This window comes from Microbulbifer regidiadema (SeqCode), from assembly GCF_052466995.1.
Window position 1 is genome coordinate 4,492,071 of record NZ_CP174297.1, and the last position, 16,411, is coordinate 4,508,481.

Below are 16,411 nucleotides of genomic sequence, written 5' to 3' on the forward strand. Positions count from 1 at the left end.
CTAGGGTATACCCATTTTCCCTTTGGAGGAAAGAGGTGATTCCTACAAATAGGTTCTAACTCTACTTAATTCTAATTACTGCTTGTAATTTAAGGGGGCAATTGAGCTTATTTTGGCGGCAGGATGTACTTTAGCGGTATATCCTGCCGGCATTTGGGGTAATTGCCGTTAGAATAGGTCTTCTTCCAGCTCGGATGTAATTAGGGTGCCGCGCAGGGAGTTTGGCAGCGCCTCCTCGATCACAACATCGGCAAACTTGCCGATCAGGGCGAGGTCGTCAGCGCGGAAGTTGACTACGCGGTTATTCTCGGTGCGGCCCTGTAGTTGCCCCGGGTCTTTTTTCGATACCCCGGTCACCAGAACCCGCTCAGTATTCCCCACCATGCGGCGAGCAATCGCTGCGGCCTGCTGGTTGATACGGGCTTGCAGGAGTTGCAGGCGCTGTTTCTTCACCTCTTCCGGGGTGTCATCTGCCAGGTCGGCAGCGGGAGTGCCCGGGCGAGGGGAGTAGATAAAGCTGAAGGAGATGTCGAAGCCCACATCCTGAATCAGGTTCATGGTGGCCTCAAAGTCCCTGTCGGTCTCGCCGGGGAAGCCGATAATAAAGTCCGAAGACAGGCAGATATCCGGGCGGATTTTCTTCAGGCGGCGGATTTTGGACTTGTACTCTAACGCGGTGTGGCCGCGCTTCATCGCCATCAGTATGCGGTCGGAGCCGCTCTGTACCGGCAGGTGCAGGTGGCTAACCAGTTCCGGCACCTGGGCGTAGACATCGATCAGCGCATCGGAAAACTCGACCGGGTGCGAGGTGGTGTAGCGAATGCGGTCGATACCATCGATCGCCGCCACGTAGGTGATCAGCTCGGCAAAATCCACTTCGTGGCCGTCTTCGCCGGTGGCTCGGTAGGCGTTCACATTCTGTCCCAGCAGATTGACTTCGCGCACGCCCTGGTCGGCTAGGTGGGCGACCTCTTCGAGTACATCGGCCACTGGGCGGCTGACTTCCTCGCCACGGGTGTAGGGGACGACGCAGAAAGTGCAGTACTTGGAACAGCCTTCCATAATGGAGACAAATGCAGTCGCACCGTCGGCCTCAGGCTGTGGCAGGCGATCGAACTTCTCGATTTCCGGGAAGCTCACGTCGACGATGACAGCGCCGCTTTTCTGCTCTTTGGTCTCCATCATCTCCGGCAGGCGATGCAGGGTTTGGGGGCCAAAGATCAGGTCTACATGGGGCGCGCGTTTGGCAATCGCCTCGCCTTCCTGACTGGCTACGCAGCCGCCAACACCAATCACCAGCTCGGGGTTCTTCTCCTTGAGGTTCTTCCAGCGGCCCAGCTGGTGGAACAGCTTTTCCTGGGCCTTCTCGCGGATAGAGCAGGTGTTGACCAATAGGACATCGGCCTCATTGGGGTCGTCGGTAGGTACCATGTCGTGGGACTCGCCGAGTAGATCGCGCATCCTCGCGGAATCGTACTCATTCATTTGGCAGCCGTGGGTCTTAATGTATAGCTTTTTCACCGATGTTTCGGACATATCGCGCCTGGTTAAAAACTGGTCAACAATTGGGGTTGGGCATTATAGCGATACGACCCGGCACTGCATAGATGGCTATATTAGCTGTTGCGAACCTGTGCTATTCTTGCGCGCTTTTTCGGGCTTAGAGGCTCCCTTTGCCCGTCCTTTGATCAAATTCGGGGTCTACCCCATCCTGAGAGACTTATGGCCAACCCGATTTATAAAGTGATTTTTCACAACCAAAACCAAGTGTATGAACTCTACGCCCGGGCCATCTATCAGAGCGATATGTACGGCTTTATCGAGGTGGAGGAGTTTGTTTTTGGGGAAAAGGCTCAGTTGGTGGTCGATCCCAGTGAAGAAAAGCTGAAAAATGAATTTGCCTCGGTAACCCGTTCATACATACCGATGCACAGTATTGTACGCATCGATGAGGTTGAAAAAGAGGGCACCGGCAAGATCGTTGAGGTTAAGGGTGACAAGGTGGCTAAATTCCCCTTTGCCCCGCCGATCCGCCATCCCCAAGACACCGAGTAGGATTTCCCTTTTACTCGCTGCGAGACCGGGCTTTAGGCCCGGTTTTTAGTCCCCAAGCCCCCGCTATACCCTTCCCCCCTGTAATAGAACCTTCTATAAAAATCCTCCCGTCTGTCATCAAATCGCTGCAAAGTGGTTGGGCTGAAGATCAGCGCGGTCCGTTGAGCTGACCTCCATGTGCTAACAACAGAACAGATACGGAATTATTCAGAGGCGCCTTAGCTCAAGCGACGACCGATATTTTTGCCGCGTATCCGCCTCAGTATCTGTGGGCCGATAATCGCTATAGACGGGAACCTTGCTATGAGCAATCGCTATCGCGCACTGTGGATTTCCGATGTCCATTTGGGCAGCAGGGACAGTGAACCTCACCGGCTCGCAGATTTTCTGGTTCAGAATCGCGCGGATACGGTCTATCTGGTGGGGGATATTTTTGATATGCAGGCGCTCGCTCAGGGGCGGGGTGCGTGGTGCCAGGCCTCTTCACTGCTGCTGGGAATGCTGTCTGAATTGAGCAGTTTGACCCCCGAGGTGATTTATATCCCCGGAAATCACGACGCCCCTATGCGCAGCTGGGTGGGCAAGCGTCTCGGTAATATCCGCATCGAAAAAGACTGTATTCACACAACCTCAGAGGGGCGCCGCCTCTGGGTGACCCACGGCGATCAATTTGAACACCGCATCAAAATTAACCCGATCAGCTATCACATTGGTGACCGCAGTTATTACCTGATGCTGCGCTTTAATCGCTGGATTAATTACTGGCGCAATCGTTTTAATAAACCCTGGTGGTCCCTGGCCAGCCAGATAAAAAATCGGGTGAGCGCCGCCCGGCAGATGATGAGCGACTTTGAGGCGGTGGCCACCCGCGAGGCGATCTTGCGGGGATTTGACGGCGTTATCTGTGGCCATATTCACCGGCCGGCACTGAGGCATAAAAGCGTGTCTGGCAGTGCGGTGATCTATGCAAATTGTGGTGATTGGGTCGACTCTATGAGTGCGGTGGTCGAGCAGCAAAACGGCAGTTTGAAACTCTTAAACTGGCATCGCAGCCCAAAGATCGCCAGCATTATGAAGGAGGTGGTTGCGGCATGATTCAGCTTGAGAGTCTTTTGCAAAAAAATGCCTGGTACAGCGCAGCCCCGCAAAAAACCACGCGCAAACTGGCCTCGGCTACGCTAAAAAAAATTTGTTGCGAAGAGCAGTTGCAACAGTTTACTCGCCGCTATCCCCACCTCGGTGGCCTGGATTTTATTCGCCAGGTTTTTGCCGATCTAAATTTTCGCTATGAACTCAACCCCTCCGAACTGGAGCGAATACCCCGCCGTGGGCCACTGGTCATTGTCTCTAATCACCCGCTGGGAAGCCTCGATGGCCTGGCGCTGATTGATATGGTTGCCCGTGTGCGCAAAGATGTGCGCGCGCTAGCCAGCCAGTTGCTGTGGAATATCACCCCGCTGCGCTCGTATTTATTGCCGGTAGATAATTTTAATGGCCGCACGTGCAGGGGAGATATTGAGCGGATCTACAATCACCTGGGGGCGGGGGGAGTCACTATTATTTTTCCGGCCGGGGAGGTCTCCAGGCTCACCCCTAAGGGCGTGCGGGACGGGCGCTGGAATTCGGGTTTTGTCCGTTTTGCGGAAAAAAAAGCTGCACCCATTCTGCCGGTGCAAGTACTTGGGCGGAACTCCTGCTGGTTTTATGCTCTCTCCATGCTGAATAAGCCCCTCTCTACTTTATGGCTGATCCGGGAGATGTTTAAACAGGCCAGCCGCAGTATCGATATTCGCATTGGCCGCCCTCTGGAGGCGGAGCACTTTCGCCGCTGGCCCCTGACTTCTCGGGCCAAAGCCGCGTTGTGGCGCGAGCATGTCTACCGTTTACATCGAGCGCCTGCCGCCCTGGGGCCGGAGTTAATTGCCGAAGCCGAGCCGAAGACTGAGGTGGCGCAGGTGGTGGAGTCCTGTGCATCGCTCTCTGCGGCGGGCGCCCTCTCTGTGCGCCTGTATCGGCAGAAAGCAGATTGTCCGGTTATGCGGGAGTTGGCCCGGGTGCGGGAGATCGCTTTTCGCGCGGTCGGTGAGGGGAGTGGGCAGAGTCGGGACTGGGATGCGTTTGATGCACACTATGACCATCTGCTGTTGTGGGATGCGGATAGTCACCAGATAGCCGGGGCCTATCGCATAGCGGCGACCGGGGCTCTCGCGGCAGATGAGATATACAGCAGTACTCTGTTTAACTACCCGCAGCCGCCGCGCCAATGCCTGCCGGATTCTGCGGAATTGGGGCGTAGTTTTCTCTTGCCGGACTATTGGGGAGGACGCGGCCTGGACTTGCTCTGGTGTGCTATTGGGCAGTGGGTTCTGCGGCGACAGGTGCGCTATCTATTTGGCCCAGTCTCAATGCCCGGGACCTTCTCGGTGAGGGCCAAGTCGGCCATTGTGCGCTATTTTTCCCACTACTTTTCCCCTGAAAATCCCCTCGGCGATGCCCGCCTGCCATTTATGCAGGCGCAATCAGGACTGCCTGAATTACTCGGGGATACGCTATCCGATATGCGTCAATTAAAGCAAGTTCTGGGCGAGGAGGGGGTAAAGCTGCCCCCTCTATTTAAAAAGTATGCCTCTGTTACCGTGCCCGGTGGGACCAGTTTCCACGCCTTTAATATTGACCCGGATTTTTGTGATGCTGTGGATGGTTTGGTAGTGGTCGATTTGTCCAAAGTGGATAAAAAGTTTGCCAAACGCTATTTGCACGCCTGAGGGGGAAGAGGCTTATTATAAAAAAGGCAGCGTTAAGCTGCCTTTTTCGGTGGTGTAGAAAAGTTTATTTGAGGTTTATTTTTCTACGAAATGGTTGCAAGTTTTTTACGCAAGCTCACCAGTTTTACACAGAGGACAAAAATAGACATGGCCGTATCCAGCTCTTCCAGTGGTGGGAAACTCGGTGCAATACGAATATTGCAGTCCTTGGGATCTTGTCCATAGGGGAAGGTAGCGCCGGCGGGGGTTAATTTTACCCCGGCATCCGCCGCCATTTTTACCACAGCTTTGGCGCAGCCGGGAAGTGTATTAAAAGACACAAAATAGCCGCCCTCGGGTTTTTCCCAGCTGCCCATATCCGCATCGGAAAAGGCATTGTGCAAATGCTCCAGAACACACTCGAACTTGGGGCGAAGAATATCGGCATGCTTGTGCATGTGTTCTGCCAGGCTGGTGTGCTCAGTGAAAAAACGCGAGTGCCGCAGTTGGTTGACCTTGTCCGGGCCAATAGTCATTGCCTGCATTTGGGCCTTGAGGGAATCCAGGTTTGCCTGGCTGGCGCTGACAAACGCGACACCTGCGCCCGCATGGGTGACTTTTGAGGTTGAGGCAAACTGTAAAACGGAGTCTACGGTGCCATTTTCCAGGGTTGCAGAGCGGATATTCGCCAGGCTTACACGGTTGCCAAGGTCGTGAATAGAGTAGGCGTTGTCCCAGAATATGCGGAAACCCGCACCGGCAATTTGCCCCAGTTGTGCCAATCTCTCTACGGTTTCCCGGCTGTAGGTTACCCCTGTGGGGTTTGAGAATTTGGGGACGCACCAGATTCCGACAATTTCCGGGTCTTGGCCAAGCAGCTTTTCGACAAGGTCCATATCGGGGCCGTCTTCGCCCATGGGCACGTTGATCATTTCGATGCCCAGCTGCTCGCAGATGCTAAAGTGGCGATCATAACCGGGAACCGGGCAGAGAAATTTAGGCGCGGTTAATTCACGCCAGGGCTTGTTGCCGGCAAAGCCAAACAGGTATCCGGTGACAACTGCGTGATACATCAAGGTGAGGGAGCTGTTGCCCCCGGCAATCACTTCATTGACCGGCACCTGGAGCATTTCGGCGCCAAGCTCTCTCGCACAGCTCAGACCGATCAGCCCGCCATAGTTGCGGGTGTCAGTGCCGTCCGCTGTGCGGTAATCCGCAGAGAGGATGCCGTCCAGTTTATCGGAAAGTTTCAATTGTTCCGCCGAGGGTTTGCCACGAGTGATATCCAGGCTTAGCTCGTGTCGACAGATCTTGTCGTAGTGGGCACTCAATTCTTTTTCCCACTCGATCAATTGTTCTTGTGTGGCGGATTCGATATGCACTTGAATTCCCCTAGCTGGTAAATTGAGAGGGCGAGCTTATCAGTCTAAGGTCGGTTTCGTCAGTAGGAAATCACATATGATAATTGGTTTCTGTTGAATCTTTTTTAACGGAGTTATAGGGTACTCTTTGAGAGGCAGTTCACAGTGGGGCGTCGATTGGAGTGACTATTCACTGGCCAGTACGCGAAAATCCTGGGCGTAGTCGCGTAGAGTTTTGCTCAAATGGCGGCGCTGGGCGGGGCTGGTGCTGGATAAAATCTGTTCTCCCAATTCACGCGCCTGGGTTTTGCGCTGTTTCTGCGCCTCGCGATATTGCTCAGACCAAAGTTGTTCTGGGTTTTCCAGTAGGTCGCGCAATTTTTCCAGATAGCCTTCAGGTTTCTGACGGAGTAAGTCGATGGCATTAGTTTGCCAAATCAGCTGCTGCTCATTGCGCAAAACCGGGTTGTATCCTATTCGCTCTACCCAAGCTGCAATTAGCTGTTTTTGCTGCTCGGTCAAACTGCCGAGCCAGCGCTTGCTCTCCCGGCGAATTTGCCGGTCGCGGTGACGTTTGATTTTCTCCGGGGAGCGCTGCCATTTTTCTAGTACTTTTTGCTGTTTCTTTGTCAGGTTGTATTGCAGCTGGTCAACTTGCTGCGGTGTCAGCTGTGCTGCAATAGGCAGTATCAGGTCGTAGGCATTGCGACTGGCGCTGTTGATAAAGTGGTAGACCTCCTGTTCAACGGGGGCCAATTGCGGGTTTTCCAACTGGCCTTGATCCACTTTATCGGCCAGCTGAAGTAGAAAATCGGCATATTTTGGCAATTGTGTTTGTCGGTGCCACTGAAAAAAACTATTGAGGGCCCCCTGAAACTCCAGTGTCTGCTGGGAATTTAAGTCGATATAGTCACGCAGTTTCCAGCGTATCCAGTAGTCGATATTGTTATAGGCAAATTGAATGCTGGAGCAGCTGCTGAGTAGACAGGCGGCTAAAAGCAGTACAACAAAATAACGTTTTTGTACTGTGTACTTGCCCTGGGGTTGGGGCATTGATTTGTCCTGTGGGTTGCGCTGGCGGCGGCTGATAAGGATGCCTTAAGCATAGATGAAAAAGGAATAGTGAATATCCATTTCCCGCAGAAATAGAGGTGTCGATAGCGTTGGCGCCGCATAAAATATCCTCAGGTAATGGCAGTTATTGGGACCCAAAAAGCGGAGGTGCGATAGCGCTAAGGCGTAGACTGAAAAGTGGAGCCCAGTGTTGATTGGGGGTGGGCCCTTTTTGAGTAAATCAAGCGGGGCGTATTATATGATTAGTACGATTATGGAAGCTGAAGCTCGCGAGGCGCCGGAAAGGATTGCCGAGCAACTGCGCTCCAATGCCACAATAATGTCTCGCCTGGGAGAGCGCTTGCGTCAAGTGCCCCCCCGTTTTGTCATGATGATCGGGCGGGGTTCTTCCGATCACGCAGGCGTCTTTGCCAAGTACCTGATAGAAATTGAAACCGGCACGCCAACCTGCGCTGCCGCGCTGTCTGTCTCCAGCGTCTATGGGCGTAGGTTAAAGCTCGACGGCGCCCTGGTTATGGTTATTTCCCAGTCTGGCAGAAGCCCGGATATTCTGGCCCAGGCGCGCATGGCGCGGGAGGAGGGGGCCTATACCATCGCTTTATTGAACGATGAACAGGCTCCGATCACGGATTTGGTCGACTTGGTTATTCCCTTAAAGGCAAACCCGGAGAAAGCGGTCGCGGCGACCAAGAGTTACCTGGCCACCCTGTCTGCCATATTGCAGGTGGTGGCGAGCTGGACTCAGGGTGCCGCTCTGAACAATGCCTTGCAAAACTTGCCGCAGGCTCTCAGGGCTGCGGTGCGGGCAGAGATTCAGCTGCGCCCGGAAAGTCTGGCGCTGGTGAAAAACCTGGTGGTTCTGGGGCGGGGGCCGGGCTATGCCATTGCGCGGGAGTTGGCCCTCAAGTTAAAAGAGGTGTGCAATATCCACGCGGAATCTTATTCCAGTGCCGAATTTTTACACGGCCCTGTCACCCTGGTGGAGGGGCAGTTGACAGTGGTGAATGTTTCCATTGAGGATGAGTCATTTCCCGCCCACAGCCAACAGATTGATGAAATCCGGCGGCGTGGGGCGACACTGATTAATTTGCATGTGCCCAGTAAAGGCGTACACCCCAGAGTGGCACCGCTGGCACTGTTACAGCGCTTTTATATTGATGTGGCCCATGTAGCGGTTAGCCGGGGAATTGATCCCGACAAGCCGGCGGGCTTAAAAAAAATCACTCAGACAATCTAAGGAGCCGCTGAATAATTCGCTAAAGAGATACCACAGAATTATTCAGAGGCCGCCTAGAGAAAATAAGATTTGGAGGGGACAGTGGGGGTTACCCTAATTGCAGAAAAGCTTTTTGATGGTGAGCGCATCCTGGCGGATGTCGCTGTCACTATCGGGGAGGATGGCACCATTTCTACGGTGGGCGGTGGTGTGAGTTCCACCGTGGAATGCCTGCCGGGTTTATTGGTGCCGGGCCTTATTGATATTCAGGTCAATGGCGGTGGCGGCGTGCTGTTTAATCAAGACCCCACGGTTGCTGCGCTTGAGAGAATTGGCGAGGCCCACAGCCAGTTTGGTACCAGTGCGTTCCTGCCAACGCTGATTACCGATAAGTTGCCGGTGATGCAGCAAGCTGCCGATGCGGTGAGCGAGGCGCTGTCTGCGGGTGTTCCGGGGGTGATCGGCGTGCACTTTGAGGGGCCGCATTTAAGTGAGGCCAAAAAGGGGACTCACGAGCAGGGATTTATCCGCTCTTTGAGTGATGAGGAGCTCTCTCTCTACGCCAGGGAAGATCTGGGGATTCGCTTGCTGACTTTGGCACCGGAGTGTGTTGCTGTATCCGATATCCGCAAGTTGGTGGCTCTCGGGGTCCATGTCTGCCTCGGTCACTCCAATGCGAGTGCCGACCTGGTTGAGGCGGCGCTGGATGCGGGGGCAACGGGGTTTACCCATTTGTACAACGCAATGTCTCCACTGCATTCCCGCGAGCCCGGTATGGTGGGCACGGCACTGATTCGGGACGACGCCTGGTGTGGATTAATTGCCGATGGCCACCACGTTAGCCCCGGGGCTATCACACTGGCTTTGAAGGCGAAGCCACAGGGCAAGTTGCTTTTGGTTACCGATGCGATGTCACTGGTGGGGAGCGAGGCAACCCATTTCCCCTTGTTTGACCGGGTGGTTACACGAGAGGGGGACAAGCTGACTTCCAGCACCGGGGAGCTGGCGGGCTCGCACCTGAATATGATCGGTGCGGTGCGAAATATCCGCGATTGGTGCGGGGTTGAATTGCCGGAGGCATTGCGTATGGCGAGCTTGTACCCCGCACAATTTCTCGGCCTGGGAGGAGGTGTTATTACCGAGGGCGCCCGGGCGGATATGGTGTTACTGGATGAGACCCTGCGGGTGAGCAGGACCTGGTGCCGGGGCCGCGAGACTTATCGAAGGGCTTAGCCTTAATCCCACTTCAAGCGATTACTCGGGTGCGGGGCCGGTGGATTGCCGAACAATTAATTCGGGGGTGAAGCGGCGTGGGGGCTCCGCTTCTGTCTCCGCGTCGCTATCTTCTCTTGCCCCTTTATTTTGAATTTGCGCAAGTATTAGCTCAGCCGCTGAGCGCGCGATTTCCCGGTTGGGTTGGTAGGCGGTGGTCAATTTGGGCCAGGTTTGCCGGGAAAAGGGGCTGTCTTCAAAGCCGGCGATAGAGACCTGCCCGGGCACATCAATATCCAACATGCGCGCAGCAAATAATGCCCCCGCTGCAATTTCATCGTTTGCGGCAAATATTGCTGTGGGCGGGTTGTCGCCCCCCAAAATTTTGGCCGCGTTAATTTCTCCGGATTCAAATGAATACTCGCCCTGAATAATCAATGGTTGCTCTACGGCTAACCCGGCCTCTTCGATAGCCCGGCAGTACCCCTGTTGGCGCCCCAGAGTGGAGAGGTGCTCTGTCCCCCCGCTCAAATAAGCAATGCGCTTGTGGCCGAGAGAGAGCAGGTGCCGGGTGATATTGTAAGCGGCCTGGCGATCGTCAATCTGTATAGCGCGCTCTTCGCCATCTTCCTTGCAGGAAGAGGAAACAATCCGCACAAACTCCACATCCATGGATCGAAGCCCCGCAATAAAGGCGGGCGACTCGGAAAAGGGCGGGGTTAAGACCAGCCCTGCGACCTTGCCGTGTTCGACCAATTTATGCAGATCGCTGGGAGTGGTGGGGGCCTGTGCGTGACAGGGGTGGATAAGTAATTCATACCCTTGCGCTCTACAGGCCTCCAGTAGGCCGTTTTGCATATCGATAATGTAATAGGCGTTAGGGTTGTCATAAATAAATGCGATGGAGTAGGCGTGTGTCCCGGCCAGGTTGCGTGCGGCGAGGTTGGGGGTGTAGTTCAGGCCTTTTACCGCGTCGAGCACTTTTTGCCGGGTGGCTGCGCGCACAGAGGGCTCATTATTGATCACCCTGGACACGGTTTTGATAGATACGCCCGCGCGCTCCGCAACATCGTTAATTGTGACTTTCATATATCTATCAGTTTTACGTGAGCCGTGACTCGGGGGCGACAGGGTGTCCACAAAAGAGTATCGCCGGGCGCTGGGATTTTAACAGTTATGGACTCGTAATAGGCGCTATTGCGGGTATTTCAATTCCTCTTTCGGGCCTGTTTTGTAGTTTTTGATCTTATGCTCTTGCGCAAGCGCGGGTCCTGTCGTCCAGCTGTAAAAATTCTACATTGAAGGGTTGCTAAAACCTCCAGGCGATGACTGCTTGCTGCTTTTTAGTTCTATTTATCGGTCTATATGACAATTTTCACGTCAAATAACCCCAATATTTTGTTTTGCCCTACAGGCTGCCCGTGTTGTTCGCCCAGGGGCCCTTGAAAGTTTTTGTAGTTTTACTACATAATGCGCGTCAATAAGATCGGGGACTACAAATTGGGTGAGGACCCAAGTTGGGCGTCGGAAGCCTCTACCACCTTAGAGGGGAGGAGGCTGCGGTGTTGGAGGGGCACTAACATGCGCCTCTATGGCGAGGGGAAGTCCGGAATATGGATTTTGCTCGACCCCAGAATTCTCTATCAGGTAGCAGAGGCACTGTAGCCGCAGGTTCAAAGGCTCCTGGCTGCCAATAGCTTGTTAAAGCAAGTTTGTTCCCCAGGTTTCAAATTTTCTATTGGGTAATAGGCCACCAGTGGCACTACAACCAAAGAGTTGCAATGGGAGCTCTGCGGCCGCGAGGCCCTTCACGGAAAGATAATCACAGGTGGCCCGAGCCACTGATAGGTGACCTCGGTGGTTTTGGTTCACGAGACCACCTCAACAGAGTTAATACGGGATAGTCATGGTTCACAGCAAGGTTCAGGCCGTTACCGAACGCATCATTAAGCGCAGCGAAGAGACTCGTGCTGAGTATCTGGCGCAGGTAAAGAAAGCGCATATTGAAGATCGGGCAACGGCTCATGTGTCCTGTGGCAACCTGGCCCACGCGATAGCTGCGTCCCCGGAAAGCGAAAAACAGTTGATAGCCTCCGGTCGAGGGCCGAATCTGGGAATCGTCAACGCCTACAACGACATGTTGTCCGCGCACCAGCCCTACGGTGCCTACCCCGCTCATTTGAAGGCGGCGGCTGTGCGCAATGGTGCTACGGCCCAGGTTGCCGGTGGCGTACCGGCGATGTGTGACGGGGTGACTCAGGGGCGCGCCGGTATGGAGCTCAGCCTGTTTTCGCGGGATGTGATTGCCATGTCTACCGCCATCGCCCTCTCCCACGATGTTTTTGAAGGGGCCATATTCCTGGGGATCTGCGACAAAATTGTTCCCGGTCTGGTGATCGGCGCCCTATCCTTTGGTCATCTGCCCTCAATTTTTGTACCCGCAGGGCCAATGCCCACAGGCTTGTCCAATGCGGAAAAAGTTCGCGTTCGCCAGCTGTATGCCGAGGGCAAAGTCGGGCGCGCCGAACTATTGGAAGCGGAAAGCGCTTCCTACCACAGTGCCGGCACCTGCACTTTTTACGGCACGGCCAACAGCAACCAGATGCTGGTAGAAATTATGGGACTGCAACTGCCCGGCAGCTCCTTTGTCAATCCCGGTACCGATTTGCGTGCGGCATTAAACGAGGCGGCAGTGGCCCAGCTGGTGAAAATTACTGAGCCCAGCCAGCATACCTCGGTAGCTAAAATTCTCAGCGAAAAGGCGTTCGTCAATGGGGTTGTAGGGCTGCTGGCTACCGGTGGGTCGACCAACCACACGCTGCATCTAATCGCGATGGCCCGTGCGGCAGGTATCCAGCTGACCTGGCAGGATATGGCCGACCTCTCTGAGGTGGTGCCGCTGCTGTGCCATGTGTACCCGAACGGCACTGCGGATATCAACCATTTTGCCGCAGCCGGCGGGATGCAGTTTCTGATTCGCGAACTCCGCTCCGCCGGACTGTTACACGATGATGTGCATACGGTGCTCGGCAATTCCGGCCTTGAGCCCTACTGCGAAGATCCCTTCCTGAACAGCGATGCTAGCGGCGTGGTTTGGAAGCCAACCCCAGAGGAGAGTGGTGATACGACGGTAATTCGTTCGGCCACTGACCCCTTCTCCCAGCACGGTGGTTTACAGCTCCTCGAAGGCAATCTCGGTCGCAGTGTGATCAAAGTTTCTGCGGTGAAATCCGAGCACCTCAAAGTGAAGGCGCCCGCTATTGTTCTGGATAACCAGGATGATCTGTTGAAGCGCTTTAAAGCGGGCGAGCTGGAGCGCGACTTTGTGGCGGTGGTGAGGTTCCAGGGCCCCCGTGCCAATGGTATGCCGGAGCTACACAAGCTGACCCCAACTCTGGGGGTGCTACAGGATCGCGGTTTTAAAGTGGCGCTGGTTACCGATGGGCGCATGTCTGGTGCCTCCGGAAAAGTCCCGGCAGCTATTCACATGTCGCCGGAAGCCGTGGAAGGCGGTGCGATTGCCAAGGTGCAAGAGGGCGACATGATTGAACTTGACTCTGAGGTCGGTGTTCTGCGCGTGCTGGTCGATCAGGCTGAATTCGATGCTCGCGAACCGGCCCAGTGCGACCTCTCTGAAAATGCCCGTGGTACCGGCCGTGAACTATTCGCTAATATGCGCGGCCTTGCCAGCGGTGCAGAGACCGGGGCAAGCATACTTTATTGACTATTGCGGAGCCCCAAAGGCTCCGGGACAAGAACGATCTCAGAGCAAAATTTATGATTAACCCTTTTGATATGGTGTTATTTGGTGGAGGCGGAGACCTTGCACTGCGCAAGTTGTTGCCGGCACTTTACCGAGCATTTAGAGAGGGCAGCTTGACTGAGGGTTGCCGCATCCTTCCGGTGTGCCGCCGTCAATCAGATGTTGATCAGTATATCGAAACAGCCCATCAAGCACTGCAAAAGTACCTTCGCGAAGGTGAATACTGTGCTTCGAGTTGGGACCAGTTTAGCCAATTACTGTCTCCACTTGCATTGGATATTGCCGTACCCGATGCTCAGTGGGATCACCTGACAGAAATTCTCGGTGCCGACCCAGAGCGGGTTCGCATCTTCTATCTGGCGATTCCGCCGGCAGTATTTGGTCCCTGTTGTGAAAACCTCTCGTTAAAAGGCCTGATTACTGAAAATTCCAGAGTTGTGGTGGAAAAGCCACTGGGCTATAACGCTCAAACCTCGGATGAAATTAACAGTAAAATTGCCAGCTACTTTGCGGAAGATAGTATTTTCCGTATCGATCATTACCTCGGTAAAGAAACGGTACAAAACCTTCTCGCCCTGCGTTTTAGCAATGTATTGTTTGAGCATCTTTGGGATGCAAAAAGCATTGATCATATCCAGATCAGTATTTCAGAAACCGTAGGCCTGGAAGGGCGTGCCGGGTTTTATGATGAAACTGGTGCTATGCGGGATATGGTGCAAAACCATCTGCTGCAACTGCTCTGCCTTATCGCCATGGAATCGCCCAACAGTATGTCGGCGAAGAATATCCGAGCGGAAAAAATTAAGGTGTTGGAGGCGTTGCGCCCGCTCACCGGCAATTTGGTCGATGAAAACGTTGTGCGCGGTCAATACGTGGCCGGTGAGATTAATGGCAGCGATGTGCCCGGTTACCTCGATGAACTCGACGGTGGAACCAGCTCAACCGAAACCTTTGTCGCTATTCGCGCACATATCGATAGCTGGCGCTGGGCCGGAGTGCCATTTTACCTGCGTACCGGCAAGCGTATGGAAAAGCGTTGTGCCGAAATTGTGGTGCAGTACAAAAGCGTTTCTCACCGTGTTTACGACGAGTCTGCCGGAAAGATTGTCCCCAATCGCCTGGTTATTCGCCTACAGCCTGAGGAGAGTATCAAGCTGGTATTGATGGCGAAAAAAATGGACAGCCTCACCACTGAGCTGCAACCGGCTGAATTGAATTTAACCCTCTCGGATACTTATGACAGCTTCCGCAGCGACGCCTATAAGCGTCTGATGCTGGATGCCGCAGCAAATAACCCCGCACTTTTTATCCATCGCGATGAAGTTGCCGCTGCTTGGGCATGGGTGGACCCGATTATTGAGCACTGGCGCGAAACTGACAGCCAGCCGCAGGCCTATCCAGCAGGCAGCTGGGGCCCAGAAGGGGCGCACGACCTGTTGTCACGCAGTGACCGCCACTGGTTTAACGCGCAGTAATAACCTGGGAGGCGGGCGCCGATATTCTTGATGTAGTGCCCGCCTCTACAAAGATAAATGGAAGAATCCATGGCTGAAGAAAAATTTTTTCAAGATCGCGAGCGCCTGGTACAGGCTCTAGCCCACGACTGCGCCAGCGAGCTGCAAAAAGGTATCAAAGAAAGCGGTCACGCCAGCTTTCTAGTGTCTGGCGGCAGCACGCCGGAACCGGTTTATCGTGAATTATCCCGGCGCCCGCTGCCCTGGTCGAAAATTACAGCGGCTCTTGTCGACGAGCGCTGGGTGGAAAAGCATGAAAGCGGTAGTAACGCTGCCTTTATTGAAAAATCGCTGTTACAGAACTTTGGTGCTGAAGCCAATTTTTTGGGCATGAAAAATACACAGCCAACGGCTGCTGAAGGCGAAAACGAGTGTGAGCAGGCTTACAGCGAGTTGCAAAAACCGTTTGACGTCTGCCTGTTGGGTATGGGGAGTGATGGCCACACCGCATCACTGTTCCCCCATGCGCAGGGATTACAGGATGCACTAAATCCTGAATCGGAAAAATTATGCAGTGCCATTATTGCCAATCAAAGTGAAGTTACCGGCTCCAATACCGAGCGTATGACTTTAACGTTGAGTGCAATTTTACAGGCGCGCAATATCAAGTTGTTGATCACTGGCGAAGAGAAACTAAAAGTTTATCGAGAGGCATTGCTCGGCAGCGACGAGATGGAAATGCCGGTGCGCAGTATTCTCAAGCAGGGACTAAAACCCGTCACTGTTTACTGGGCGCCTTAACGAACGATTTGGAATTAACTGATGCAGAAAAATATCGCCGAGATTTTGCAGGTAGCTGGCGTTGTCCCAGTACTGGTTGTTGATAAAGCCGAGGATGCCCTCCCTCTCGCTGGCGCCTTAATTGAAGGTGGCCTGAAAGTACTTGAGGTAACCCTGCGCACTGAAGCTGCCCTGGAAGTGGTTGAGCAAATTGCAAAACACCTGCCAGAAGCCCACGTGGGCACCGGCACTGTGCTCAATGGTGATGATCTGCATCGCTCTATCGATGCCGGAGCTCGCTTTATGGTGAGCCCCGGCGCAACCGACCAATTACTGGAGGCCGCTGAAGGCAGCGAAGTACCGCTATTGCCCGGTGCCGCCAGTGTTTCAGAGGTTATGCGCCTGTATGAGCGCGGTTATCGCTACCAAAAATTTTTCCCCGCGCAGGCAGCCGGTGGAGTGCCAATGCTGAAATCCATTGGCGGCCCGCTACAGGAGGTTCGCTTTTGCCCCACCGGTGGCATAGGTCCAAAAAATGCCTCGGATTTTCTGGCGCTGGACAATGTGGTTTGTGTGGGCGGTTCCTGGATGGCCAGCAGCGCGCTGGTTCGCGAACAAAATTGGGCAGAGATTACTCGACTGGCACAACAGGCTGCGGCACTGAAACCTAAATCCCCATAACAACTGACACACTCGGTATGCTGCACCCAGGGTGGGTGCATCTGAATAAGCACAAGTATATAAAGAGGGTA

The 16,411-nt window shown here is 54.1% G+C and carries 13 protein-coding genes; 9 read left to right on the forward strand and 4 right to left on the reverse strand.

Annotated elements, in window-relative coordinates:
* Positions 1-168 precede the first annotated feature (168 nt).
* Positions 169-1,536, reverse strand: coding sequence for a tRNA (N6-isopentenyl adenosine(37)-C2)-methylthiotransferase MiaB (miaB, locus tag ACJJIK_RS19665; RefSeq protein WP_444943642.1), 1,368 nt, complete (start codon positions 1,534-1,536; stop codon positions 169-171).
* Positions 1,537-1,722: 186 nt separating this feature from the next.
* Here miaB and ACJJIK_RS19670 point away from each other — a divergent pair, with 186 nt between their 5' ends.
* The 3 genes from ACJJIK_RS19670 (at position 1,723) to ACJJIK_RS19680 (ending at position 4,820) form a co-directional block, all read left to right on the forward strand.
* A complete protein-coding gene (locus ACJJIK_RS19670) occupies positions 1,723-2,055 on the forward strand; it encodes a DUF1820 family protein (RefSeq protein WP_172621124.1) in 333 nt (110 codons plus the stop codon).
* A gap of 303 nt (positions 2,056-2,358) precedes the next feature.
* Positions 2,359-3,150 carry a UDP-2,3-diacylglucosamine diphosphatase gene (locus ACJJIK_RS19675; protein WP_444943643.1) on the forward strand — a complete coding sequence of 264 codons (792 nt, stop codon included), beginning with the start codon at positions 2,359-2,361 and terminating at the stop codon, positions 3,148-3,150.
* A complete protein-coding gene (locus ACJJIK_RS19680; protein ID WP_444943644.1) occupies positions 3,147-4,820 on the forward strand; it encodes a lysophospholipid acyltransferase family protein in 1,674 nt (557 codons plus the stop codon). The genes ACJJIK_RS19675 and ACJJIK_RS19680 overlap by 4 nt, the downstream gene beginning before the upstream one ends.
* Positions 4,821-4,903: 83 nt before the next feature.
* Here ACJJIK_RS19680 and ACJJIK_RS19685 read toward each other — a convergent pair whose 3' ends face one another.
* Both ACJJIK_RS19685 and ACJJIK_RS19690 read right to left on the reverse strand, forming a co-directional pair.
* Complete coding sequence (locus ACJJIK_RS19685; protein WP_444943645.1) at positions 4,904-6,181, reverse strand: aminotransferase class I/II-fold pyridoxal phosphate-dependent enzyme; 1,278 nt, start codon at positions 6,179-6,181, stop codon at positions 4,904-4,906.
* A 165-nt stretch (positions 6,182-6,346) separates the two neighbouring features.
* Positions 6,347-7,213: a DUF6279 family lipoprotein gene (locus ACJJIK_RS19690; RefSeq protein ID WP_444943646.1), complete on the reverse strand. Its 867-nt coding sequence runs from the start codon at positions 7,211-7,213 to the stop codon at positions 6,347-6,349.
* 259 nt (positions 7,214-7,472) lie between these two features.
* Here ACJJIK_RS19690 and nagB-II point away from each other — a divergent pair, with 259 nt between their 5' ends.
* Together nagB-II and nagA are read left to right on the forward strand one after the other, a co-directional pair.
* On the forward strand, positions 7,473-8,471 hold the full coding sequence (gene nagB-II / locus ACJJIK_RS19695) for a glucosamine-6-phosphate deaminase NagB-II (RefSeq protein ID WP_444929932.1): 999 nt from the start codon (positions 7,473-7,475) through the stop codon (positions 8,469-8,471).
* An 81-nt stretch (positions 8,472-8,552) separates the two neighbouring features.
* Positions 8,553-9,683: an N-acetylglucosamine-6-phosphate deacetylase gene (gene nagA, locus ACJJIK_RS19700; RefSeq protein WP_444943647.1), complete on the forward strand. Its 1,131-nt coding sequence runs from the start codon at positions 8,553-8,555 to the stop codon at positions 9,681-9,683.
* 21 nt (positions 9,684-9,704) lie between these two features.
* Here nagA and ACJJIK_RS19705 read toward each other — a convergent pair whose 3' ends face one another.
* Complete coding sequence (locus ACJJIK_RS19705) at positions 9,705-10,751, reverse strand: LacI family DNA-binding transcriptional regulator (RefSeq protein ID WP_444929934.1); 1,047 nt, start codon at positions 10,749-10,751, stop codon at positions 9,705-9,707.
* 817 nt (positions 10,752-11,568) lie between these two features.
* Between ACJJIK_RS19705 and edd the strand changes: the two genes are divergently transcribed.
* The 4 genes from edd to ACJJIK_RS19725 all read left to right on the forward strand — a co-directional run bounded on the left by edd (position 11,569) and on the right by ACJJIK_RS19725 (position 16,340).
* Positions 11,569-13,386, forward strand: a complete 1,818-nt coding sequence (gene edd, locus ACJJIK_RS19710) for a phosphogluconate dehydratase (protein ID WP_444943648.1) — start codon at positions 11,569-11,571, stop codon at positions 13,384-13,386.
* A gap of 53 nt (positions 13,387-13,439) precedes the next feature.
* On the forward strand, positions 13,440-14,900 hold the full coding sequence (gene zwf / locus ACJJIK_RS19715) for a glucose-6-phosphate dehydrogenase (RefSeq protein WP_444943649.1): 1,461 nt from the start codon (positions 13,440-13,442) through the stop codon (positions 14,898-14,900).
* 69 nt (positions 14,901-14,969) lie between these two features.
* A complete protein-coding gene (gene pgl, locus ACJJIK_RS19720) occupies positions 14,970-15,680 on the forward strand; it encodes a 6-phosphogluconolactonase (protein WP_444943650.1) in 711 nt (236 codons plus the stop codon).
* Between the two features lie 21 nt (positions 15,681-15,701).
* Positions 15,702-16,340: a bifunctional 4-hydroxy-2-oxoglutarate aldolase/2-dehydro-3-deoxy-phosphogluconate aldolase gene (locus ACJJIK_RS19725; RefSeq protein WP_444943651.1), complete on the forward strand. Its 639-nt coding sequence runs from the start codon at positions 15,702-15,704 to the stop codon at positions 16,338-16,340.
* The last annotated feature ends 71 nt before the right edge of the window (positions 16,341-16,411 follow it).